Origin of the sequence: Asticcacaulis sp. (assembly GCF_027484505.1) — a bacterium.
Lineage (GTDB): Bacteria > Pseudomonadota > Alphaproteobacteria > Caulobacterales > Caulobacteraceae > Asticcacaulis.
Map to the genome: position 1 here is coordinate 1 of NZ_JAIXSV010000184.1, position 23,571 is coordinate 23,571.

The window sequence follows — 23,571 nt, forward strand, 5'->3', positions numbered from 1 at the left end:
CCGGCCAGCGTGCCGCCCAGATCGCGGGTCAGTTGCCCGGCCTTGATCACCGCTTCGATGGCGGCGTCCAGTGCGTCGGCTTCGACGCTCAGATTGAGCGAGAAGCGCAGCATCATGGCCACGGACTTCAGCGTGCCGATGGGGTTGGCGAGGTCCTTGCCCGCAATGTCCGGAGCCGAACCGTGGATCGGCTCATAAAGACCTTTGCCGGAACCCAGCGAGGCCGAACCCAGCAGGCCAATCGAACCCGGCAGCACCGAGGCGAGGTCAGACAGGATGTCGCCGAACATGTTTTCGGTGACGATCACGTCAAACGACTTCGGACGGGTGACGAGGTGCATGGCCATCGAATCGACCAGAGCGTGCTCCAGCTCGACATCCGCATATTCCGCCTTGTGCAGCTTAATGACCGTTTCGCGCCACAGACGCGAGGTCTCGATGACATTGGCCTTATCGACCGAAGTGACCTTGTTGCGGCGCTTGCGGGCGGCTTCAAAGGCGACGCGGGCGACGCGCTCGATCTCTTCGACCGTATAGACGCATTCATCGACGGCGCGGTCTTCGGTGCGGGTCTGCTTACCAAAATAAAGACCGCCGGTCAGTTCGCGCACGATCAGCATGTCGGCACCCGACACGATCTCTTCTTTCAGCGGCGAACGGAAGGCCTGCGAAGCGGGGACGTCCATCGGGCGCAGATTAGCGAACAGGCCCATCGACTTGCGCACGGCCAGAAGACCCTGCTCCGGGCGCTTGGGTTGCAGGTCCCACTTCGGACCGCCCACGGCCCCCAGCAGCACCGCATCGGCGGCCAGACAGGCGGCGTCCGTATCGGCAGGGTAGGGGTCGTTGCGCTCATCAATGGCGATACCGCCGATCAGCTTTTCTTCGAAGTTGAAGGTGTGGCCATAGACCTCACCGATGGCCTTCAGCGCGGACACGCCCGCGGCGGCGACTTCGGGACCGATGCCGTCACCCGGCAGCACGACGATGTTGAAACTTGGCATTATCAGGCAGCCTTTCCGTTGGTTTTTTCATAGGCTTCGATTTCCGGCAGGCGCTTCAACAGCCAGCCCATCGCATCGACGCCTTCCAGCAGGCACTGGCGCGCAAAGGCTTCGACCTGGAAGGTGACGGTCGTGCCGTCTTCCAGCGTCAGGGTGCAGGATTCGAGGTCGATGGTGACGCGCTGCTGCGGGTTTTGCGTCAGCTTGTCGTGGATGTCCGGCGATACCACGACCGGCAACAGGCCGTTTTTCAGGCTGTTCGACTTGAAGATGTCGGCGATCTCGGTCGAGATGACGGCCTTGAAGCCATAATCCATCAGCGCCCACGGGGCGTGTTCGCGCGACGAACCGCAGCCGAGATTATTGCCGGCGACCAGCACGCGGTGCTCGGTCGGGTCGATCTCGTTCAGGATGTGCGGCTTGTTCGAGCCGTCGGCAGTGTAGCGCCAGTCGTTGAACGCGACCTTACCCAGACCGGCCTTGGTGGTGGTGGTCAGGAAGCGCGCGGGGATGATCTGGTCGGTGTCGATATTGGCTTCCGGCAGGACGACGATGCGTGAGGAGAAGCTGTTGACGGGTTCTTGGTTGGACATTGGGTTCTCTTTTTTCCCTCCTCCCCTGCAAGCCCTTGGGCGAAGCGGGGGAGGTGCCGAGCGTGTCGAGGCGGAGGGGGCAAGGCCATCGGTGGAAGGCCCCCTCCACCACTTCGTGGTCCCCCTCCCCCGCGTTGCAGGGGAGGAGAAGGGGTTAGGCGCTTTCAAGCTGCATGAATTGACGGGGATCGGCCACATGACCGGCAATGGCTGAGGCCGCGGCGGTGGCCGGTGAGGCCAGAACCGTGCGCGAGCCGGGGCCCTGACGGCCTTCGAAATTGCGGTTGGAGGTCGAAACGGCCAGTTGCCCCGGCAGCACGAAGTCGCCGTTCATGGCAATGCACATGGAGCAGCCCGGCAGACGCCATTCGGCACCGGCTTCGAGGAAGATATTATGCAGGCCTTCCTTTTCGGCTTCGACGCGCACCCATTCCGAACCCGGCACGATCAGGGCGCGCACGCCCGGCGCGACCTTGCGGCCCTTCATGATAGCGGCAGCGGCGCGCAGGTCGGCCATGCGGCCATTGGTGCACGAACCGATGAAGACCACATCGACCTTCTCCACCTCGCGGGCCTCGCCGCCGGTGAAGCCCATATATTTCAGCGCGCGTTCTTCGTCTTCGTTGGCGGCCACCGGCACGCCCCTGACGATGGGCGCACCCTGATCGGGCGAGGTGCCCCAGGTGGCCATCGGCTCGATGGCCGAACCGTCGATGGTGATTTCCTTGTCGAAGACCGCGCCGTCGTCGGACTTCAGCGTCAGCCACTGGGCGGCGGCTTCGTCGAAGGCCGCGCCTTGCGGCACGTATTCGCGGCCGCGCAGCCATTCGACCGTCTTCTGGTCAGGGGCGATCATGCCGCAGCGCGCGCCCGCTTCGATCGACAGGTTGCAGACCGTCATACGGCCTTCCATGTCGAGCGCTTCGATGACCGGCCCGGCATATTCGAGCGCGTAGCCCGTGCCACCGGAGAAGCCCAGCGTGTTGATGACGGTCAGCGCCACGTCCTTGCCCGTCACGCCCGGTTGCAGCGCGCCGGTGATGTTGATGCGCATGGTCTTCGGCTTACGCTGAGCGAGGCACTGGGTGGCCAGAACGTGGCCGACTTCCGACGTGCCGATCCCGAAGGCGATGCAGCCGAAGGCCCCGTGGGTCGAGGTGTGCGAGTCGCCGCAAACGACCGTGAAACCCGGCTGGGTCAGGCCCATTTCCGGCCCGATGACGTGGACGACGCCGCGGTTTTCGGCGTCATAGCCGAACAGGCGCAGACCATTTTTGGCGGCATTGGCCTCAAGCGTTTCGACCTGCTTTTTGGCCTGCGCCGTCACATAGGGGCGGTTGCCGTCGGCGTCGGGGGCCAGAGTCGGGATCGAGTGATCGAGCGTTGCAAAGGTGCGATCGGGACGACGTACCTTCAGGCCGCGCGCATCCAGCTCGGAAAAGGCCTGAGGGCTGGTCACCTCATGAACCAGATGCAGGTCGATGTAGAGGACGGCGGGCTTGTCCGCGCCTTCTTCCTCAACGATGTGGCGTTCCCACACCTTCTCGAACAATGATTTGGGTTTTGACATGATGGTCGTCCGTGCACTTCATAAAAGAGCCTCCCCTGAACTCAGGGGAGGGGGACCGCGCGGCTAAAAAACCGCGCGGCGTTGGGGTTAATACCGACGGGGTTAACCCCGCGGCGGTTTAATTCACGTAGTCGAGCCAGCCCCACTTGTCTTCGGTCTGGCCATTGAACAGGCCGTGGAAACGGGTCTGAAGCAGCTTGGTGATCGGGCCGGGGCCGTTTTCACGCGTCGGAATGTCGTCGATCGTGCGGATCGGCGTGATTTCCGCCGCCGTGCCGGTCATAAACACTTCGTCGGCGAGGTAGAGCATTTCGCGCGGCAGGTCCTGCTCGATGATCTCGATGCCCTCTTCGCGGGCGAGCGTCAGCACGGTGTTGCGCGTGATACCGCCCAGAATCGAGGCCGAGACCGGCGGGGTGTAGATCTTGCCACCCATCATCAGGAACAGGTTCTCACCGGCCCCTTCCGACAGACGACCATCGACGCCGAGGCCCAGACCTTCGACATAGCCCTTCGAGCGCGCCTCGCGGCCGATCAGGTAGGACGACAGGTAGTTGCCGCCGGCCTTGGCCATGACGGGGATGGTGTTCGGCGCGGCGCGGTTCCACGAGGAGACGATGACATCGACGCCCTTGGTCAGGCCTTCGTCACCGAGGTAAGCGCCCCACGGGAAGGCGGCGATAGCGACATCGACGCGGACGTTTTCCGGCTTCGGCGTCACGCCCATGCCGCATTCGCCTAGGAAGGCGATGGGGCGCAGATAGGCCGACTTCAGGCCGTTGACGCGCAGGGTTTCCTTACAGGCTTCGTTGATCTGTTGCAGCGTGTAGGGGACCGGCATGTGATAGATGCGGGCCGAATCGAGCAGGCGCTGGGTGTGTTCAGTGAGGCGGAATACCGCCGGCCCCTTCGGCGTGTCGTAGGCGCGCACACCCTCAAACACCGAGGTGCCATAGTGCAGGGCGTGGGTCATGACGTGGACCTTAGTGTCCTCCCACGCCTTGAGTTCACCGTTGAACCAGATTTTTTCAGCGAGCGGTTTCATGTTGTTTCTCAGAATTCAGGTTTGAGGCATGAGTCTTCCGGTCGTGCAGGAAGACGTATTTTTCAAAAGCGTCGCACATGGCGCGAAGCCCGGCCCATACAGGGTCGGGGCCGCGACCACGGCCCCGGTATGCCTCACCCTTAATCTGTAAACTGATTTCTGCAAAGGCCCCGCCGTCGAAGGTGAACCCCGACTGGATGATTTCGCAGTCATTGACGCGCGCCTCGATCTGATAGGCGTCCACCAGAGCGCGGAACCCGGCCTCAAAGGCATTGAGCCCCGTGGCCGTCACCTTCAACGGTTCGCCGTTGTCGCGGAACAGGTCGAGCGTGATCGTCACAAAGTCCTTGGTGACTTCGCTCGACACCTTGAACAGGCGCGCATCGTCCTTGTCGGCATTGTCGCGCGTGAGCAGCGACATCAGCTCGAACTCGTCGATTTCGCCGATCTCATCGGCCCGGCGCTTGAAGGCGGCGAACAGGTCACCCAGCGACAGCTCATCAAGGTCGAAGCCCAGCGCCGCCGCCTGCTTGGCGATGGCGTGGCGGCCCGAATGTTTGCCCAGCACCAGATTGGACTTTTCCGCGCCGACGTCTTCCGGGCGCATGATCTCATAGGTGCGCGCATCGGTCAGCATGCCGTGCTGATGGATGCCCGATTCGTGGGCAAAGGCGTTGCGGCCGACGACCGCCTTGTTGCGCATGACGATGGTGCCCGTGGCGCGCGACAAAAGGTGGCTGGCCTTGCTGAGCAGCGGCGTGTTGATGCCGGTGTGCAGCTTGAACAGCTCAGGCCGCGTGCGCAGGGCCATGACGACTTCTTCCAGCGCCGCATTGCCCGCGCGCTCACCGATGCCGTTGATGGTGACTTCGATCTGACGTGCCCCGGCTTCGAGGGCGGCCAGCGTATTGGCGACGCCCAGCCCCAGATCGTCGTGATTGTGCGCCGACAGGATGACCTGCGGATGGTCTTTCAGGGCGGCCTTCAGGTCGCTGAAAATCTGATAGATTTCCTTCGGCGTGGTGTAGCCGACCGTGTCCGGAATATTCAGCGTGCGCGCCCCGGCCTCGGCCGCGGCGATACACACCTCGTGCAGGAAGTCCTGTTCGGTACGGATGGCGTCTTCGGGCGAGAACTCGACCTCATCGAAAATCGTCGAGGCGTAGCTGACGGCCTTGTGCGCGATTTCGACCACCTGCTCGCGCGTCTTCTTCAGCTTGGCTGCGCGGTGGATGGGCGAGGTGGCCAGGAAGATGTGGCAGCGCTTGCGCTTGGCCGGCAACAGCGCGCGGGCGGCGGCGTCGATGTCGGATTCCAGCGCGCGCGACAGTGAGCAGAAGGTGGGGCCAACCACTTCGCGGGCAATGGTGCGGATGGCCTCTTCATCGCCGGGCGACGAGGCGGCGAAACCGGCTTCGATGACGTCCACGCCCAGATCCTTGAGCGTGTGGGCCAGCATCAGCTTATCCTTGACGCCTAACGAAAAGCCGGGGGCCTGTTCGCCGTCACGCAGGGTGGTGTCAAAGACGATGACGCGGTTGGGGTCGTTGGGGACAATGGCATTCATGATGGAACTCAGGCGCTCAGTTTTTCGGCGTTAGGGCTGACAGTTTGCGCCCGTTCCGGCGCCTGCTCAAGCCGCTTGATGCCATAGAGGCGGTCGATTTGCAGCCCCAGAATGTCGATATTGCGGCCCGCATCACGCGGACGCACGCTGACGCTGAGGCCGCGCGTATCGGGGCCCAGATCGTACAGGTCGATCTCATCAATGTGGAAGCCGCGACGCTCGATCAGGCCCAGCACCCGCAGGAGCGTGCCTTCCAGACGGTCGATCTCAATATGAATCGATTGGCTCATCCCAGCGCTCCTCCATCATTTCCGCGTTCGACGCGCCCGGCGGCACCAGCGGCCAGACGTTTTCGCGCGGGTCGATCAACACATGCAGCAGGGTCGGGGCATCGGCGGCCAGAAGCCGGTCGATGGCACCTTCGACCTCATGGCGCTGGGTGATGCGGAACGCACTCAGGCCAAACGCCTTGGCGACCTCGACAAAGTCCGGATTATCGGACAGGTCGATTTCGCTGTAATTTTCTTCGTAGAACAGTTCCTGCCACTGACGCACCAGCCCCAGCGACGAATTGTCGAGCAGGACGATCTTCAGATTGATGCCGTAGCGCCGCAGCGTCGCCATCTCCTGAATATTCATCATGAAACTGCCGTCGCCGGAGACGGTGACGACGTGGTGGTCGGGCAGGCCCAGCTTGGCCCCCATGCCGGCGGGCAGGCCATAGCCCATCGCGCCGGAACCGCCGGAGGTCAGGTGGGCGCGGTTCTGCTCAAACTCGCAATGCTGCGCCACCCACATCTGATGCTGGCCCACATCGCAGGCGACAATGAACTTCTTGCCCGCCTTTTCCGACAGCGACTTGAGCAGGGCCGGGGCATAGACGCCCTTGCCCGGCGCATCGTACTTAAAGCGGTGCTGCCACTTATTGGCCCTGTTGAGCTTCACCCAGTCCGAAATGTCGGGCATGGTTGGGCGCAGGGCCGGTAAGGCCAGTTTCAGGTCACCCAGAATGGCGACATCGGCGCGGCGGTTCTTGTGGAACTCGGCCGGGTCGATGTCGAAATGGATGACCTTGGCGTGCGGGGCAAAGGCCGACAGCTTGCCCGTAGCGCGGTCATCGAAACGCGCGCCGACGGCGATCAGCAGGTCGGTTTCCTGCACGGCCATGTTCCCGGCGCGGGTGCCGTGCATCCCCAGCATCCCCAGGTGCAGGTCGTGATAGGTCGAAACCGTCCCCAGCCCTTTCAGGGTCGAAACAAAGGGGATGCCGGTGCGCTCGACAAAGTCGCGCATCTCGGCATCGGCATCGGCCATGTGTACGCCACCGCCGATGTACAGCAGCGGCTTTTTGGCCTGTTCGATCAGGGCTTTCGCGGCCTCAATGACGTCGGCCTTCGGCGCAGCCGGCGTCCAGGCGGGCAGTTCACCCATTTCGGAGGCTTCGACGAAGCTGGCGGCGACGTCCTTCGGGATATCGACCAGCACCGGGCCGGGGCGGCCTTCCTTGGCGATGGCAAAGGCGCGGGCGAGGATGGCCGGGATTTGTGCGGCGTCGCGCACCAGCCACGAGTGTTTGACGACCGGCAGGGTCAGGCCCAGAAAGTCCACTTCCTGAAAGCCATCGGTGCCCATCAGGTGCGTGGCGACCTGACCGGTGATAAAGACGACGGGGACCGAGTCCATATAGGCATTGGCGATGCCGGTGATCAGATTGGTCGCACCGGGGCCGGAGGTGGCCATGCACACGCCGACGCGGCCTGTGGCGCGCGCATAGGAATCAGCGGCGAACGACGCCCCCTGTTCGTGGCGCACCAGAATGTGACGCAGGCCTGATCCAGCCAGCGCGTCATAGATCGGCATGATGGCGCCGCCCGGATAACCGAACAGCACGTCTACGCCCAGCGCCTTCAGCGTTGAGATGACGAGTTGCGCGCCGGTCGGTTTATTGGTGGGCATTGTAAATTACTCGGTGTTGGGGTGCGGATTGACCGCCTGGTCTTGTGGTTCTGGGCTGAAAGCCACCCCACCACCGCTCGCTACGCTCACGGTCCCCCTCCCCGCCAGCGGGGAGGGGGACCGCACGACGCTTGCGGAGCAAGCGAGATGCGGGGGTGGGGTGTCCTGCTTTTAGCCGTTACCCTTTTGGTTCAGCCACGACATGCGCGAACGCAGGTCACGACCGACGGTTTCGATCGGATGCTCAAGGTCCTGACGCATCAGGGCGTTGTAGCGCGGACGACCGGCCATGTTTTCGAGGATCCAGTCGCGCGCGAAGTCACCCGACTGAATGTCGTTGAGCACTTCTTCCATGCGCTCGCGGGTTTCTTCGTTGATGATGCGCGGACCCGACACGAGGTCGCCGTACTTGCAGGTTTCCGACACGAAGGAGTGCATCTTTTCGAGGCCGCCTTCATACAGCAGATCGACGATCAGCTTCAGTTCGTGCAGCACTTCGAAATAGGCGATTTCCGGACGGTAACCGGCATTGGTCAGCGTCTCAAAGCCCATCAGGATCAGTTCCGACGTACCGCCGCACAGAACGGCCTGTTCACCGAACAGGTCGGTTTCGGTTTCTTCGCGGAACGAGGTTTCGATCACGCCGCCGACGGTGCCGCCGATGCCGCGGGCATAGCCCAGCGCCTTGCGCGCCGCCTGACCGGTGACGTCACGATCCACGGCGAACAGCGACGGCACGCCGCGGCCACGCTGATATTCACGACGCACCAGGTCGCCCGGACCCTTCGGCGCGACGAGGATGACGTCGAGGTCTTCACGGGCGGTGACGCGGCCATAGAGGACCGAGAAGCCGTGCGCGAACAGGAGCGCCGCACCCTTCGGGGCGTAGGGCTCGATGTCGTTCTTGTAGATGTCGGCGTGCGACATGTCGGGCGTCAGAAGCGCGATGATGGTGGCGTCCTTCACGGCGTCCTTGATTTCCGCCGTGGCGAGGCCATCGGCGGTCGCCTTGGTGTGACCCGCACCGCCCGCGCGCACGCCGACGATCACGTCAGCGCCCGACTCTTTCAGGTTCTGAGCGTGGGCGCGGCCTTGCGAGCCGTAGCCGATAATGGCGATGCGTTCGCCCTTCAGGCTGTCCGGCGAAACGTCGTCATTGGTATAGATTTTCACTTGGGAGGCTCCATTGAGTGCCGGCTTTGCCGGTCGCTTTGAAAGGAAAAAGGAAAAGGGGTTCAGGCCTGAGCGGCGTCGGCCTCGGCCATGAGGGCCGCGTACTTGCCCATCGGGGCAAAGCCGTTCTTCACCTTCGCACCGCGCGGCCCGTCCGCCCGGCGCGCCACCATGTCGGCGTCGATGTCGAGGCGGCGGTTTTTGATGTCGATGGTGATGGTGTCGAAATTCTGGACGTAGCGGATCGCCTTGCCGACGTGGCCGATGACGATTCCCTCTCTTGGGCCTTCCGATGCGGCGGCAAAGCGCCCGTTGGAGATCAGGCTGATATCGCGCAGACCGGCCTCGGCGATGGCCCCGAAGATGGCCGTCATTTCCGCATCGTCCGCCGCCGCGATGACGACGGCTTCACCGTGGGCGACGCGGCCTTGCTGAATGGCGGCGATGGCGTCGGATTCCATGGCGAAGACGCGGGCGCGGGCTTCGTGCGGGTCGCGCTCGAAACCGCCGCCGGTCATCACGCAGCCTTCCGGCGACAGCGAACCGTGCAGAATCACGAAGTTCGAAGCGGGGAGAGCGGCCGGGTCAATGATGCGAGCGTGAGCGTTCATGGCGAAATCTCGGTTTTCAGGGGTTTACGCGGGATACTGAGGTTGGTCAGGCAGCAGGCATGTACAAAAAAGCCCGCTCTGGTCAGGGAGCGGGAGGATGGTTATTCCTCATTAGCGGGTTTCAGACCTGCGCTACCACTCCGTGATCATAGGGCGTACAAGTACGCCTACGATGAGTAGGTTAATCAGGGCTACAATAATGGCAGACGCAGCAGCAGACAGGTTCAGGGCAGCGCCTTGAACGTCCATGCGGGCAGCGATGGCAACAGCCTTGCGCACCTTAAGCGTCTCCATTCGTCGGGCCACCATGGCCGCGTCGTGAGATCATATAGACTGAAACCTTTACCGATTGCAAAGGCAAAATTGAAAAAAAATTTCTTTAGGGGGCGAATGACGGAATTTATCAGGTGAAACTTGATGAAAAAATGCCATATTTTGAAAATATTTTTTTAGTATACGGTTTCTGTGAAAAAATTACCCCACAACCACCGGGCTTTGCGCAACAGTTTCGCAGGAGCAAAAAAATGCCGGATGCGCCTGCGAAGGTTTGCGGGCGTCTGAGGTGCTGTTGCAATTCGCCTTGTTCGTTTTATATGGCCGCACGTCACACGACCATCCGTGCCTGTTTCCCCCCGCACTGCCTCTGAGGTTCCCATGCCCGCCTATCGCTCACGCACCACGACTTTCGGCCGCAATATGGCGGGCGCACGGGCGCTTTGGCGGGCGACCGGCATGACCGATGCCGACTTCTCCAAGCCGATCATTGCCGTGGTCAATTCCTTCACGCAGTTCGTGCCCGGCCACGTCCACCTGAAGGACCTGGGCCAGATGGTGGCGCGCGAAATCGAAAAGGCCGGCGGTGTCGCCAAGGAGTTCAACACCATCGCCGTCGATGACGGGATCGCCATGGGCCACGGCGGTATGCTCTATTCGCTGCCGTCGCGCGACCTGATCGCCGACAGCGTGGAATATATGGTCAATGCCCATTGTGCCGACGCCATGGTCTGCATTTCCAACTGCGACAAGATCACGCCGGGGATGCTGATGGCCGCCATGCGCCTCAACATCCCCTGCATCTTCGTGTCTGGCGGACCGATGGAGGCCGGCAAGGTGGTGTGGCCGGACAAGGACGGCGTGCAGCGCACCCACGCGCTCGATCTGGTCGATGCCATGGTGCAGGCCGCCGACGATTCGATCTCGGATGAGCAGGTCAAGGCCGTCGAAGAGGCCGCCTGTCCGACCTGCGGTTCCTGCTCCGGCATGTTCACCGCCAATTCGATGAACTGCCTGACCGAGGCTTTGGGGCTGTCTTTGCCGGGCAATGGCACGACTCTGGCCACCCATGCCGACCGCAAGGCGTTGTTCTGCGAAGCGGGACGTCTGATCGTCGAAAATACGCGCCGTTATTATGAGACGGACGACGCCTCGGTCCTGCCGCGCTCGATCGCCACGTTTGAGGCCTTTGAAAACGCCATTCGCCTCGATATCGCCATGGGCGGTTCGACCAACACCGTGCTGCACCTGCTGGCGGCGGCGCAGGAGGCGGGGGTCAACTTCACTATGCAGGATATCGACCGCCTGTCGCGCACCACGCCGTGCCTGTGCAAGGTGGCCCCGGCCACGTCGAGCGTGCACATCGAAGACGTGCACCGCGCCGGGGGCATTGTCGGCATTCTGGGCGAACTGCATCGCGGCGGCATGTTGCACGGCGAAGTGCCGACCGTGCATGCCCCGACCCTCGCTTCGGCCATCGCCCACTGGGACATTAAGCAGTCGAACGATGCGCGCGTGGCCACCTTCTTCAAAGCGGCACCGGGTGGGGTGCGCACGACGGTCGCCTTCTCTCAGGAGCGCCGCTGGGACGAGCTGGACTCAAACCGTCAGACGGGCGTCATCCGCTCGGTCGAGCACGCCTTTACCAAGGATGGCGGTCTGGCCGTGCTGTACGGCAATATCGCCGAAAACGGCTGCATCGTGAAGACGGCCGGCGTTGATGAGGAAATCTGGCGCTTCACGGGCAAGGCGCGCGTGTTCGAGTCGCAGGAAGACGCCACGCACGGCATTCTCAACAATCAGGTGCAGCCGGGCGAAGTGGTCATCATCCGCTACGAAGGGCCGCGCGGCGGGCCGGGGATGCAGGAAATGCTCTACCCCACCTCCTATCTGAAATCGAAGGGGCTGGGCAAGAAATGCGCGCTCCTGACCGACGGGCGTTTCTCCGGCGGCACCTCGGGCCTGTCGATCGGTCACGCCTCACCCGAAGCGGCGCAGGGCGGTCTGATCGCGCTGGTCGAAGACGGCGACACGATCGAAATCAACATCCCGGAACGCACGATTAAGCTGGCGGTTTCCGATACCGTGATCGCTGAGCGCCGTGCGAAGGAAGAGGCGCGCGGCGCCGACGCCTATACGCCGAAAAACCGCGAGCGTTACGTTTCGGCGGCGCTTCAGGCCTATGCGGCCATGGTCACCAGCGCTGACACCGGCGCGGTGCGCGATGTGAGTTTGCTGAGGAAGTAAGCGATGAGCTTTCGCCGCCCAACTGCGGAAGAAAAGTCTATGCTGGCTGAGCTATGTAAGCTGGCTGGTTGTCCAAACTCTGATGCTCTGGACGATATATGGGTAGAGCCTATGTCCGATGGCCGAATGGGTGGCGTCCGTTTGTCTTTAAGACTTCCGCAAGTGCCGGACAGAAAATTCGCAAACCAGATCAGCGCATTATCTTTCTCTGATGCTGACGGTACGGCTGTTTCGGCTGTTTTGAACGTCGATCAGTTTGGCGAACTGTTTGAATTGGATATGTGGAAGGTCGATTTTTCACCTCTCCAAAGATGGCCTGAATTTTAGTCTCTTTCTATTGAGAGAGAGGATATTGTTTTTCATTCCCAATTCATCTGCGCCATCGTATCGTTAACCAAAGCCATGGGGAGCACGAGGATGGACCGGCGTTTTGTGATAGCGGCACTGATTTCGGCAGGGTGGACCACGCAGGCGGCCGCCGAAAGCGATCTGTCGAAGGTGATCAAGGCCGTAACGGCCTCCAAAGGCGGGCTCACCGCATCGCAGGCCGACAGTGGCCTGCGCGAAGCCCTGTCGCTGGGGGCCGCTGCCGCGGTGACGCGGGTCGCTAAGACCGATGGGTACTGGGGCGACAGCCTGATCCGTATTCCGCTGCCCGACACCCTGTCGAAGGTGCAAAGAACGCTGAAGCCGTTGGGCCTGTCCGGGGCGCTTGATGACGTACACCTGAAGATGAACCGGGCCGCCGAAGCCGCCGCGCCGGTGGCGAAAGGCCTGTTTATCGACGCCATCAGGGCCCTGACCATTCAGGACGCCATCGGTATTGTGAAGGGCGGGCCGACTTCCGGTACGCAGTATCTGCAAAAGGCGACAACGCCACGCCTGACCACCCTGTTCACGCCGCCGATTGAAACCGCCTTGCAGGATACGGGAGCGGTGCAGGCGCTGGACCGCGCCATCAAGCGCAATGGGCTGAATGGCTATATCAGGAAAGAGCCGAAGGTTTACCTTAGCGAATTCGCTGTGGGCAAGGCGCTGGGCGGCCTGTTCCACTATGTCGGGACCGAAGAGACGGCCATCCGCACCGATCCGGCCAAGCGCACCAGCGCCATTCTGAAAGCTGTGTTCGGATAGCCGCGTTCGCGCAAATAAGATCGTACAATTGACGATTGAACTTGACGCAAATTGCGCGGAGTTCATAATTGCGCGCAGGATTTGCGGCCTTCAACCGTATCAATTCAGACACGATCAAGGCCGCAAAGGCCGATAACAGGGAAAGAGGGGGGAGACGATGCGTCAGGGCATTGCGAAACTTCACGCCGGTATGTGTGCACTGGTTTTGGTGGCCGCACCGTTAAGCACATGGGCGCAGACGACAGCGAAGCCGGCGCAAACCCCGGCACCCGCAAGCACGAATGCGGCTGACAATGTCACCGACGTCACGGTTTTTCTGAAAAAGAAAAGCAGTATCCCTGAGCAGAATATGCGCATCGACACGCGCAAGGCCTCGTCGTGCGGTTTCATAGGCAGTGACGGAACGTCTGAATATGTCGCAGATTACATCCGCGACATGACCGGCAGTTACGATCTGAATGATCCTAACAGTTTCAGTGAAACCAGCCCCCTTGGCGATGCCTCACGTGAGAGCACCAATATTGCGGCCTCCCCTGGCGGTTCCGAGGATAGCGCGAATGCCGACAGTGAAAGGGATGGCTGTACCGATACCGATCGCCGCTTTGCCGCCGGGCGCGCCTACATTCTGCGTAAAGACAAGACCATCTATCAGGCCTTCGACTTCTTCGATCAGAAGAAGTACCCGGAGGCGCTGGCCATGTTTAAAACCGCCTATAATAAGATCGGTTATGAGGACGCGGCCTTCTATATCGCCCGCATGTACCTCGAAGGGCTCGGCACGCCCAAAAGCCCCAAGGACGCCATTTTCTGGTTCCGCAAGGTGGCCGAACAGCCGATAAACATGCGCCGACCGCATCCGTTTGATCCCAAAAATCCGGACTATATGGAGACGCGGGCCGAAGCGACCATGACGCTGGCCAAGATTTATCTGACCGGCTTCGGCGTGCCGCGCGATCCGAAAGAGGCGCTGAAATGGTTCGAAAAGGCCGCCTCCATCGGCTTCATCCCGGCGTCAAAGATCGTTGGCGACATCTACTATTACGGCAATGGCGTGCCGAAGGACCTGAACAAGGCCTATAAAAACTATAGCGAAGCGGCAAAGTACGGCTATGCGCCCGCGCAGTACGCCGTGGGGCAGATTCTCGAATACGGCGAAGGCGCGATCAAGGCCGATCCCAATACGGCGCTGGGCTGGTTCCGCGAAGCGGCCAAGGCCAAGCATCCGGGCGCCATGTACAAGATCGCCGTCGCCTACGACAGCGGCGAAGGCGTCGCGGCCGACCCGCAAAAGGCGCTGGTTTTCTATAAAGAGGCGGCGGTCGGCGGCAATCCGGACGCTCAGAACGCCATCGGCACCTACTTCTATCAGGGCGGCCTTTTGCCTAAGGACGATGTGGCGGCGCGTCAGTGGTTTGAGGTGGCCGCCCGCAATGGGCAGGCGGACGCGGCCTTTAACCTGGCCGTCATGTACACCAAGGGTGAGGGCGGTCCGAAGGATCTGGTCAAGGCCTATGTGTGGTTCATGGCCGCGCGCGTGCATGGGCATGAAAACGCCACAGCCGCGCTCAAGTCGATCCAGTCTCAGTTGACCGATGCCGAGAAGGCCGAGGTGGCAAAGCTGTTTGCGCCCAAGAGCTAGTTTTTACCGTCGGCGGCTGATAGAGACAGGGACATGCGCGTCATGTCCCTTTTTCTGTGCCTGCCGCTGGTGCTGGCCTCCGCGTCGGCGCGGGAAGCCCCCTTGCCGCCGGACAAGGCTTTTGCGCTCAGTTGGGAACGGCGCGGCGATCAGGTGCGGCTGAACTGGCGGATGCCGAAGGGCTATTATCTCTACCGCGCCCATATCGAAGCCAAAGACGCCAGTGGGCGTTCGTTGCCCGTCAAAACGCCTGCCGGGCGGATTAAACCCGACCCGACGTTTGGGCCGACCGAGGTCTATTACGGCACGGCGCGGGCTTCGCTGAACCATGCCGGTCAGGTTCGGCTGACCTATCGCGGCTGTCAGGAAGATGGCCTGTGCTATATCCCCATTTCCGTTGTTATTCCCGCTGTGCAGGAGCGTCCGCGTCCATGATCTCCCGTCGTCATCTGCTGGCCGCCGCCCCGGCGCTTCTGGCCGCGCCGACTCTGGCACAAGAGTCGGCACCTGTGCCGAAGCTGCCCGATGTGCATTATGATCCGCTGGTCCCGGTGCTGGGCAATCCGCAGGGCGATGTGACCATCGTCGAATACTTCGATTATCAGTGCGGCGTCTGTAAGCGGATGCACCCGCTGCTGCTCGATGTGGTGGCAAAGGACGGTCAGATCCGTCTGGTCATGCGCGACTGGATCATCTTTGGCGAAGGCTCACACTATGCGGCGCAGGTGGCCCTGGGGGCGCAGGCGCTGGGGCGGTATCTCGACGTGCATCTGGCGCTGATGGCGACAGGCAGTCAGTTGAGCAAGGGCGATGTGTTTGCCGCCCTGTCTGCGACCGGTCTGACGCCGGCGGCGGCGCTGGCCGCCTATCGTGAAAAGGCCGAGGCCTATGAGGCGCTTTTGCTGCGCAACGACGCGCAGGCCATGGGCTTTGGTTTCCGGGGCACGCCGTCCTTTGTCGTGGGTAATGCCGTCTATCCGGGGGCGTTCCAGAGCCGCGAAGATATGGTTCAGGCGGTGGCCGAAGCCCGCGCCCGGCAAAAACCGAACGCGGTATAAAGAAAAGGCCGCTCCGGGGTGGGAGCGGCCAGTCTGTGCGCAAACGCTTACTCGAACAAGTGATTTAATGATCCACGGCCTCCGAAGCCCCAAGCCCCGTCTGTGAGCGGACGAACTGGGCGAAGAACTTCTCGCGCTCGGCCTTGGCCTTGGCGGAGGTGTCCGTCACCGAGAACAGCCAGATACCCACAAAGGCGGCGATCATGGCGAACAGGGCCGGATATTTGTACGGGAAGATGGCGGCTTGATGGTGCAGCACATCGACCCACACGGTCGGGCTCAGGACGGTGAGCGTCAGGGCCGTGATCAGGCCCATGGCCCCGCCGATGACCGCGCCGCGCGTCGTCAGCTTCGACCAGTACATGCTGAGGAACAGGATGGGGAAGTTGGTCGCCGCCGCCACCGAGAAGGCCAGTCCCACCATGAAGGCGATGTTCTGCTTCTCAAACACGATGCCGAGCACGATGGCTACGATACCGAGCACAATGACTGCGCCCTTAGAAACCGCCATCTGCGCCTTTTCATTGACGTTACCGCCGCGCAGGACGTGGGTATAGAGGTCGAGCGCCACGGCGGAGGCCCCGGCCAGAGCCAGACCGGCCACGACAGCCAGAATGGTGGCAAAGGCGACGGCTGAGATGAAGCCGAGGAAGAAGTCGCCACCCACAGCCTTGGCCAGGTGCACCGCCGCCATGTTCGACCCGCCCAGAAGCTCACCCGCCGCGTCCTTGAAGGCCGGGTTGGTGCCCACCAGCAGGATGGCCCCAAAGCCGATGACAAAGGTCAGGATATAGAAATAGCCGATAAAGCCCGTGGCGTAGAAGACCGACTTGCGCGCTTCCTTGGCGTCGCTGACGGTGAAGAAACGCATCAGGATGTGCGGCAGACCGGCGGTGCCAAACATCAGGGCCAGACCCAGCGAAATGGCCGAAATCGGGTCGCTGATCAGCACACCGGGGCCCATGATGGCGTCGCCCTTTGGATGCACTTCGACGGCCTTTTCAAACAGGGCGGAGAAGTCGAAATTGACCGATTTCAGCACCATGACGGCCATGAAGGTCGCGCCCGACAAAAGCAGGACGGCCTTGATGATCTGCACCCAGGTGGTGGCCAGCATCCCGCCAAACAGCACATAGAGCACCATCAGCACGCCGACCAGCACCACGGCGATCAGGTAGTCGAGCCCGAACAGAAGCTGGATCAGCTTGCCCGCCCCGACCATCTGCGCGATCAGGTAGAAGGCCACAACCGTCAGCGAGGACAGGGCCGACAGGAAGCGGATCGGCTTTTGCCCCAGACGATAGGAAGCGACGTCCGAGAAGGTAAACTTGCCCAGATTGCGCAGTCGCTCGGCCATCAGGAACAGGATGATGGGCCAGCCGACAAGGAAGCCGATCGAGTAGATCAGGCCGTCAAAGCCGGAGGTGAAGACCTGCGCCGAAATCCCCAGAAACGAGGCGGCGGACATATAGTCACCGGCAATGGCCAGCCCGTTCTGAAAGCCGGTAATCTTGCCGCCGGCGGTGTAATAGTCCTTGGTCGAAGCCGAGCGCGCCGAAGCCCATTTGGTGATGCCCAGCGTCAGGACGATGAAGGCGAGGAACATACCGATGGCGATGTAGTTGGTGGCCTGCTTATGCACCTCGCCATTCACGGAGTCGGCCAGCACCATGGCCGGGACCGCGCTGATCAGGGCGGCCCCGAACAGGGCGCGCCAGCTGAATGAGAAGCCCTTCATTGCCCGGCCTCCTCAAGGATCTGACGCACTTCGCGGTCAAACTCGCCATTGGCACGCTGCACATAGATGCCGGTGAGGATGAAGCACAGGAGGATCAGGCCGATGCCGCCCGGAATGCCCCAGGTGAGGACCGCGTCCGGCTGTATGCGCGTGCCCAAAAGCTTCGGGTCAAAGGCGATCAGGCAGACAAAGCCATAATAGGCCAGCAGCATGAGGGCCGACAGTGTCCAGGCGAAGCGTCCGCGCTTTTTGACCAGCGTCTGAAATTTGGGGTTGTCGTAGATACGACGATAGACCTCGTCGGAACTCATTTCGGGTTGTCCTTCCTGTTTTTGGCCTTCAGCCGCTTGTTCGTCTTCCTTATGGCACGGAAGATCAGAGGGGGAGGGTAAAACACCCCCGCCCCGGCGGCTATTCGACTTTAGTCGTCGCAAAATGCAACAGCAAATTCCGCGATTTTCCACTTGCGGCCAGCCGGAGGCGGGCTAAGGTTTCTCCTGTTATTAAAGGGGACACTGGCATGACCATCCGTACACTGAGCCTGGCCGTTTTTCTGGCCGTCGTCGCCACGCAGGCTCCGGCGCAGGATAAGCCCGTCACGCCCACCTCGGTGCTGGAGGCCGCGCCGGCGACCGCGTGGAAGGATATTGCGGCCGAAGACCTGATGGTCATGACTCTGGCTGACGGATCGAAGGTGGTGGTGCAACTGGCTCCCGCTTTTTCGCCGCAGCACGTGGCCAATGTCCGGGCCTTTGCCCGCGCCAAATGGTGGGATGGCGCGGCCATTATCCGCTCTCAAGACAATTATGTCAGCCAATGGGGTTGGCCCAATGAACCGGAACCCAAATACCCGGAGGCCGTAAAGGCTGAGCCCCCCGCCGAGTACCAACAGCCCCTGTCAAAGGGCTTCCGCCCGCTGCCCTATCGTGACGCCTATGCGGCTCAGGTCGGACATGTGGACGGCTGGCCCGTGGCGACGGACGGTCAGGCGCAATGGTTGCCGCATTGCTATGGCATGGTCGGCGTGGCGCGTGGCCTCAATCCGGATACGGGCTCGTCGTCGCAGCTTTACGCCATTATCGGCCACGCGCCGCGCCACCTCGACCGCAATCTGGCCATGGCGGGGCGCGTCGTGTCGGGTATGGACGCCCTGAGTGCCCGTCCACGCGGCACGGAGGCTCTGGGCTTTTACAAGACCGAGGCAGAACGCACAAAGATCATGTCCGTGCGCATCGCCGCCGATATTCCGTCCACGGAGCGTCCGTCTTTTCAGTATCTCGATACGCAAAGCCCGACCTTTGCCGCCTGGGTAAAGGCCCGCGCCAACCGCAAGGACGATTTCTTCGCGGTGTCGGCCGGAGCGGTGGATATTTGCAACGCTTTACCACCCATCCGTCAAAAACCGTAAAAAAGGGCTTTTGCGAAGCCCCCGCCCGTGCCAACACTAAAAAGGTTAACGGGTGGGTAGATGGGTCTGTTCCGGAAAATTATTGGCGCGGTGCTGAGCCTGATGCTGCTGGTCAGCCAGCTCTATGTGCTGGGCGGCACGCTGGATCAGCGTCAGCAGGCTCAGCGCCTGTCGCGTGAACTGGCGCGGCTGGAGCCGGAGGTGGGGCAGTCGAAGGACTTCGTGGCGCTCATGCAAACCCGCGACACACCGGCCGTGCGCGCTCAGATGAACAGCGACTATATCGACGCCAATTTTGACCTGATCATGGACCGCGTCTATCTGTACCTGCCGCAGGAAGCGCCGCGCAATATCCAGCCCGTCGGCTATATGGTGCGCGACCTGAGCGGTAAGCGCTTCGTGTTTGTGGCGCTGGAATACGAATTTTCTGATCGCTGGATCATCGCCACGGTGACGGTCGAACCGGGCTCCGGGAAGCAGGCGGTGGCGGGTTTCAATATCAATACCTACCGCGCGTCGCTGTTTGAGCGCACGGCCTTCCGTCTCAGCGGGCAAAGCATCGAACACTATGCGCTTCTGGGGCTGGCGGTCATCAACCTGATCTTCTGTGCGGTGACCTTGTTCATCTGTATCGCCGCCCCGCGCGTGCGCTGGCGCTTTGTGTGGATCGGCCTGATCCTGCTGGGGGTAGGGCTGATGAGTTTCAACTGGCTGGAAGGGCGTATGGCGCTGACGCTGTTCACGGCCAATCTGCCGCCGTCGCGTTTCAGTCTGGGCCTCTATCAGCCGCTGATCATCCTTCTGTCCATCCCCCTGGGGGCCATCCTGTTCTGGATGAATTTCCGCAAGCTGACGCGGGCCTGACGCCAACCGCGTCTAACCTCAGAGCCTCAGGATTCGGTTGTGAAACGGCTGCACCTGAACCTCCAGCTCGTGCGCAAGCCTCTGGCCCTCCGCGTGGCTTTCGTCCCTGATCTCGCAATCGACCAGCACGGTGATGGCCGCGGCGTGCGCCTCCAGCAGGGGCAGGGTCAGCGCCAGATCCCTGTTGGCGGTCAGCAAGGTGCAGGCCGAGGCGGCCACACGGCTGACCAGCGGGTAGCCGTAGGTCGTACCCATGCCCTTGAGGTCGCCGTAGCTTTTCAGCAGCTCCCGCCAGCTCGCCTCACCGGGCGTCTGACAGGCGGCCTGAACGGCCCTGTTCAGACGGATGATGTCGTCTGACAACCAGCCCTTAAACTGGGCCGACAAGGTGTGCAGGGCCTCTTCCACCCGCTCAAGCATGGCCGCATCCGAAAGCGCGTCCCCCAGCTTGGCGTGCAGATCATTGGGAACCTCCAGAATAAGTGCCGTTTTCATGAGGGGGCACCGTCCGTCGGGTGGTGAGCAGAAAGGCTGACGGGACCTGTGCCCATAGCCGATGGCATAGCAAACATAGGGTTCGCTCCTCGTGGTTTAGGGGTATTCCGGGCACTGCACATCCATAGCGCGAATATCTTAAATCGGCATTAACGACGTTGTACGGTATCTCTGTGTCCGGCCGGAGGTTAAGGCTTGTGCGCGCGCAGGGTTTCCTTGGGGGTTTCTCCGAACCGGGCCGTATAGTCTTTCAGGAAGCGGTGGCGGCTGGAGTAACCGCATTCCGCCGCCAGCGCCGAGATGGTCCCGCGATAGGTCCCTGAGGTCAGAATCGCCCGGATGGCGTCGAGGCGGACCTTCTTGACGAAGGCAGACGGGCTCATCCTCAGACTCTGCTCAAACCCGCGTTCGAGTTTTCTCAGGCTGACGGCGCAGTGTTCGGCCAGTTCGCGGATGGTGAGGGGCTCGCGATAGTGGTGGACGATGTAATCGCAGGCCTTGCGGATATAGGGCGGCACCCTGTCGGCTTCGGACAGGCGCACGTGCCGGCGCATCACATTGGGCACCAGATCAAAGACCAGTTCCCCCATGGCCGTGATCAGGGCATGGCGCGTTTCTTCGGACAGCACCGAAAAGACCGCCTCGGAATCAAGCCCGGACATCGTGCCGACCAGTGCCGGGATCAGGCCAAAACCGGGCATGCTCTGTTCGATCACCTGACGGAAATCGGTGCGCAGACGATCAAAGCGACCGGTGCGACGCGCAATGATGCGCCGCACGCATTTGTTGCTCAGGCGCAGAGATACCGAGCGCGCCACACGATCGTGGGTCATGAAGGACTGACGCAGCTGCTCACACTGCTGGTACATGATGGCCTGTCCCTTGCCGATTTCGACCGTCTGATCGGCAAAGGTGTGGCTCTGGCGGCCTTCCAGCGGAAAGCTCATAATGATGTCGTCGCAGGGCGTATTGGACGTAAAAGACCAGTCCGCCGTCGTCTCCACCATGGCCAGCTTCAAATAGATAGGGTCCTTGAGGTGACGCGACTCAACAGAGGATAAATTCAACCGCCAGTTTAAAGCTTGCGAAGGATCGGGTTGCTGGGCGGTTACATCGCAGTAGCGGTGCAGAATCTGAGCGAAACCCTCGAACGAATCCCCGCTAAACTTCCAGTCCTCTCGCGGTAAAGTGCTGTTATTTGACATGTGCCCCACTCCTCAGCGACGGGTAATCGTATTCGGAATGTATCGTAAGAGGCGAATTTGCTGCGTGTGCGTCAATCGCCGGTGATTTGTTCCGATTGCGACACATGGCCCTTTTGTCGCGGTATTTGGGTGCCGTTGCCTTGTTGGAAAAACCCGCCAGCTACGCTGTTTTACGAGGATGGGGTGCCAAAATCTTCTTACAAAATAAGCTTATCCACCACAGTTGCGCGCGGGACAGAGAATCATATCCCGGTGGGCGCGTCTCCCAAAAGATGCGTCAGCAGCCCGTAACACGGCGCCGAAAACGCATAGCGCTTATCAACCCTCAGGGGAATGCGGCAAACTGAGGCGGGTTTGATAGGTCGGCGTCATCTGAGGAGAGGCGGTGCGGGCCAGCTCGTGCTGAGCGGGTGGGGCTTCGCGCAGGGCGTTACCGGGCGATGGCTGCGTCAATTTCGGGACAGCCTCAATGCCGCTAAAGTCCGAGAAGTAGATAGCGCTGTTCTGAGATTGGGATTTGCCATGCTCGCAGAACGATGTTCCTTTTGCTTCCTAAAGTTAGCCCGCCTCGGCAACTAGGAAATCACTGATACTGTAAACTTCGTCTTAATCAACTAATGCGGGAATGGAAGCGATTCAATCCTAGGAGTGACGAATGCCCGAGACCGAAGAAGTGAGCCTTTTGGTAGAGAAGTTGCTCGAAATAGGCGGCAGATCAAGCAATACCGTGCTCCGGAGCAAGCTCGGATGGTCGAAAGAAAAATATTATAATATTCGAAATATGTGCAGGGCGCTTGGCTTAGTAGGGTCCGCCCGTGGACGTGGCGGTGTTGTATTTCTTACGGATACGGCAAAAACCACATCCGCAGACGCGGCTCCCGGCGATGCCTCTGCTGCGAAGGAGGAGGAGGAATATGCAAAGGAATTTGAATATTATGACAAATTGCTGCCAACGATTAAGCGTGACTGGGTTGAAAGCGAAGGATTTGATGATTCTGTAGTGGAGTTAACAGCGTCAAAACGAGTGCGGGGCGCGGGAAGATGGACGGTTCCAGATATAGTCATCGTTGGAAAAATTGTTCGACAGTACGTCCCTGGATTTGAGTTTACCGTCCAGTCAATTGAGGTAAAAAGGTTCGAAAGTGCAGATGCGTTATCTGTATTTGAAGCATTAAACCACCGTAGGGCTGCGCATTATTCTTTTCTTTTAATTGTAAATTTTCCGAAAAAGCCTACCGACAAAGAAAATGAGCGCTTTGGGCAAATCAGCCAGCTATGCGAGGAGCATGAGGTTGGCCTTGTTGTCGTGAAAAAAGGTGACGAGTTAGATTACGAGGCTTGGGAATTTCCAGTCGAAATTTCCAACAGCACGGAACCAGACCCTTATAATTTGGATGGGTTCATCAAACAATATATGAGTCCTGAAAGCAAAGATGCTGTCGCTAAAATGGTAAGGTAAGGCCACTTCCAAAGTGGGCTCTACACCTAAGCAATTGGTTCAAGCTTTTTTTTCGATCAGTCTGAATGACCGTCACCACTTAAAGAGTGCCAGCGGCCAGTGGCGGTAGGAAGAGGGTGGCATGGATCTGTTATGCTCGGCGACCGCAGCCTACCTGCTGGCGGGCCACTGTATGGCTTGGCAGCAGGCTTCGCATTCCTAAGCTGGGTAACGACTAGAGACATTTTTGGGGGCCACGCATTTTTGCTGTTTCCAAGTGGCCCCCAATGTGGCCCCCAAATTGGTCCGACTAGGGACGGACGGGGGCGGACGCTAGCGGCCAACTAGCGTCTAAAGTATCAGTTTTTCTTGGATTTTTCAACCTTGGGCGGATTTCAGCGAACAAGGTGATGGTGCCGCTTAGGTGACTCGAACACCTGACCCCCTCATTACGAATGAGGTGCTCTACCGGCTGAGCTAAAGCGGCACTTTGATGCAGGCGCATAATCGCCCGCCCCGGTTCGGAGAGCGCTGTTTACAGGCTCCTGTAGCG

22 protein-coding genes and 1 tRNA gene are annotated in these 23,571 nt (G+C 60.8%); 9 read left to right on the plus strand and 14 right to left on the minus strand.

Features of this window, described 5'->3' with window-relative positions; genetic code table 11:
- The 9 genes from leuB to Q0072_RS11300 form a co-directional block, all read right to left on the minus strand.
- On the minus strand, positions 1-1,004 hold a 1,004-nt coding region (leuB, locus tag Q0072_RS11260), incomplete at its 3' end, for a 3-isopropylmalate dehydrogenase (RefSeq protein WP_298329898.1).
- Between the two features lie 2 nt (positions 1,005-1,006).
- Positions 1,007-1,597, minus strand: a complete 591-nt coding sequence (leuD, locus tag Q0072_RS11265) for a 3-isopropylmalate dehydratase small subunit (RefSeq protein WP_298329900.1) — start codon at positions 1,595-1,597, stop codon at positions 1,007-1,009.
- A 154-nt stretch (positions 1,598-1,751) separates the two neighbouring features.
- Positions 1,752-3,167 carry a 3-isopropylmalate dehydratase large subunit gene (gene leuC, locus Q0072_RS11270; protein ID WP_298329903.1) on the minus strand — a complete coding sequence of 472 codons (1,416 nt, stop codon included), beginning with the start codon at positions 3,165-3,167 and terminating at the stop codon, positions 1,752-1,754.
- 118 nt (positions 3,168-3,285) lie between these two features.
- Complete coding sequence (locus Q0072_RS11275; protein ID WP_298329905.1) at positions 3,286-4,212, minus strand: branched-chain amino acid transaminase; 927 nt, start codon at positions 4,210-4,212, stop codon at positions 3,286-3,288.
- Positions 4,196-5,779, minus strand: coding sequence for a 2-isopropylmalate synthase (locus Q0072_RS11280; RefSeq protein ID WP_013478231.1), 1,584 nt, complete (start codon positions 5,777-5,779; stop codon positions 4,196-4,198). The genes Q0072_RS11275 and Q0072_RS11280 overlap by 17 nt, the downstream gene beginning before the upstream one ends.
- An 8-nt stretch (positions 5,780-5,787) precedes the next feature.
- Positions 5,788-6,069 carry an ACT domain-containing protein gene (locus Q0072_RS11285; RefSeq protein WP_298329909.1) on the minus strand — a complete coding sequence of 94 codons (282 nt, stop codon included), beginning with the start codon at positions 6,067-6,069 and terminating at the stop codon, positions 5,788-5,790.
- The gene (gene ilvG / locus Q0072_RS11290; RefSeq protein WP_298329911.1) at positions 6,047-7,735 is read right to left on the minus strand and encodes an acetolactate synthase 2 catalytic subunit; all 1,689 of its coding nucleotides are present in this window, start codon (positions 7,733-7,735) and stop codon (positions 6,047-6,049) included. The genes Q0072_RS11285 and ilvG overlap by 23 nt, the downstream gene beginning before the upstream one ends.
- Before the next feature lie 171 nt (positions 7,736-7,906).
- On the minus strand, positions 7,907-8,908 hold the full coding sequence (gene ilvC / locus Q0072_RS11295; RefSeq protein ID WP_013478234.1) for a ketol-acid reductoisomerase: 1,002 nt from the start codon (positions 8,906-8,908) through the stop codon (positions 7,907-7,909).
- A 62-nt stretch (positions 8,909-8,970) separates the two neighbouring features.
- Positions 8,971-9,519: a dihydroxy-acid dehydratase gene (locus tag Q0072_RS11300; RefSeq protein WP_298329915.1), complete on the minus strand. Its 549-nt coding sequence runs from the start codon at positions 9,517-9,519 to the stop codon at positions 8,971-8,973.
- A 654-nt stretch (positions 9,520-10,173) separates the two neighbouring features.
- Between Q0072_RS11300 and ilvD the strand changes: the two genes are divergently transcribed.
- The 6 genes from ilvD to Q0072_RS11330 all read left to right on the plus strand — a co-directional run bounded on the left by ilvD (position 10,174) and on the right by Q0072_RS11330 (position 15,870).
- A complete protein-coding gene (gene ilvD / locus Q0072_RS11305; protein WP_298329916.1) occupies positions 10,174-12,039 on the plus strand; it encodes a dihydroxy-acid dehydratase in 1,866 nt (621 codons plus the stop codon).
- 3 nt (positions 12,040-12,042) lie between these two features.
- Positions 12,043-12,366, plus strand: a complete 324-nt coding sequence (locus Q0072_RS11310; protein ID WP_298329919.1) for a hypothetical protein — start codon at positions 12,043-12,045, stop codon at positions 12,364-12,366.
- A 90-nt stretch (positions 12,367-12,456) separates the two neighbouring features.
- On the plus strand, positions 12,457-13,173 hold the full coding sequence (locus tag Q0072_RS11315) for a DUF4197 domain-containing protein (RefSeq protein ID WP_298329922.1): 717 nt from the start codon (positions 12,457-12,459) through the stop codon (positions 13,171-13,173).
- A 157-nt stretch (positions 13,174-13,330) separates the two neighbouring features.
- Positions 13,331-14,812: an SEL1-like repeat protein gene (locus tag Q0072_RS11320; protein ID WP_298329924.1), complete on the plus strand. Its 1,482-nt coding sequence runs from the start codon at positions 13,331-13,333 to the stop codon at positions 14,810-14,812.
- A gap of 42 nt (positions 14,813-14,854) precedes the next feature.
- Complete coding sequence (locus tag Q0072_RS11325; protein WP_298329927.1) at positions 14,855-15,247, plus strand: protein-disulfide reductase DsbD domain-containing protein; 393 nt, start codon at positions 14,855-14,857, stop codon at positions 15,245-15,247.
- Positions 15,244-15,870 (plus strand): DsbA family protein, encoded by a 627-nt coding sequence (locus tag Q0072_RS11330; protein ID WP_298329930.1) that lies wholly within the window; start codon positions 15,244-15,246, stop codon positions 15,868-15,870. Before Q0072_RS11325 ends, Q0072_RS11330 begins: the two co-directional genes overlap by 4 nt.
- A gap of 64 nt (positions 15,871-15,934) precedes the next feature.
- Here the strand turns inward: Q0072_RS11330 and Q0072_RS11335 are convergent, their stop codons facing one another.
- Both Q0072_RS11335 and Q0072_RS11340 read right to left on the minus strand, forming a co-directional pair.
- The gene (locus tag Q0072_RS11335; protein ID WP_298329932.1) at positions 15,935-17,608 is read right to left on the minus strand and encodes a cation acetate symporter; all 1,674 of its coding nucleotides are present in this window, start codon (positions 17,606-17,608) and stop codon (positions 15,935-15,937) included.
- Positions 17,605-17,919 carry a DUF485 domain-containing protein gene (locus Q0072_RS11340; protein ID WP_298329936.1) on the minus strand — a complete coding sequence of 105 codons (315 nt, stop codon included), beginning with the start codon at positions 17,917-17,919 and terminating at the stop codon, positions 17,605-17,607. Before Q0072_RS11340 ends, Q0072_RS11335 begins: the two co-directional genes overlap by 4 nt.
- A 209-nt stretch (positions 17,920-18,128) precedes the next feature.
- On the opposite strand from Q0072_RS11340, the gene Q0072_RS11345 reads away from it, so the two are divergent.
- Entirely contained in the window at positions 18,129-19,016 is an 888-nt protein-coding gene (locus tag Q0072_RS11345; RefSeq protein WP_298329938.1) for a peptidylprolyl isomerase, read from the plus strand.
- Between the two features lie 60 nt (positions 19,017-19,076).
- Positions 19,077-19,880, plus strand: a complete 804-nt coding sequence (locus tag Q0072_RS11350; protein ID WP_298329940.1) for a hypothetical protein — start codon at positions 19,077-19,079, stop codon at positions 19,878-19,880.
- A gap of 18 nt (positions 19,881-19,898) precedes the next feature.
- Here Q0072_RS11350 and Q0072_RS11355 read toward each other — a convergent pair whose 3' ends face one another.
- Entirely contained in the window at positions 19,899-20,375 is a 477-nt protein-coding gene (locus tag Q0072_RS11355) for an Hpt domain-containing protein (protein ID WP_298329942.1), read from the minus strand.
- A 188-nt stretch (positions 20,376-20,563) separates the two neighbouring features.
- Positions 20,564-21,580, minus strand: a complete 1,017-nt coding sequence (locus Q0072_RS11360; RefSeq protein ID WP_298329945.1) for an AraC family transcriptional regulator — start codon at positions 21,578-21,580, stop codon at positions 20,564-20,566.
- A gap of 655 nt (positions 21,581-22,235) precedes the next feature.
- Here Q0072_RS11360 and Q0072_RS11365 point away from each other — a divergent pair.
- On the plus strand, positions 22,236-23,039 hold the full coding sequence (locus Q0072_RS11365) for a hypothetical protein (RefSeq protein ID WP_298329948.1): 804 nt from the start codon (positions 22,236-22,238) through the stop codon (positions 23,037-23,039).
- Between the two features lie 390 nt (positions 23,040-23,429).
- On the opposite strand, the gene Q0072_RS11370 is transcribed toward Q0072_RS11365, so the two are convergent.
- Positions 23,430-23,505: transfer RNA gene (locus Q0072_RS11370), tRNA-Thr, on the minus strand.
- Between the last annotated feature and the right edge of the window lie 66 nt (positions 23,506-23,571).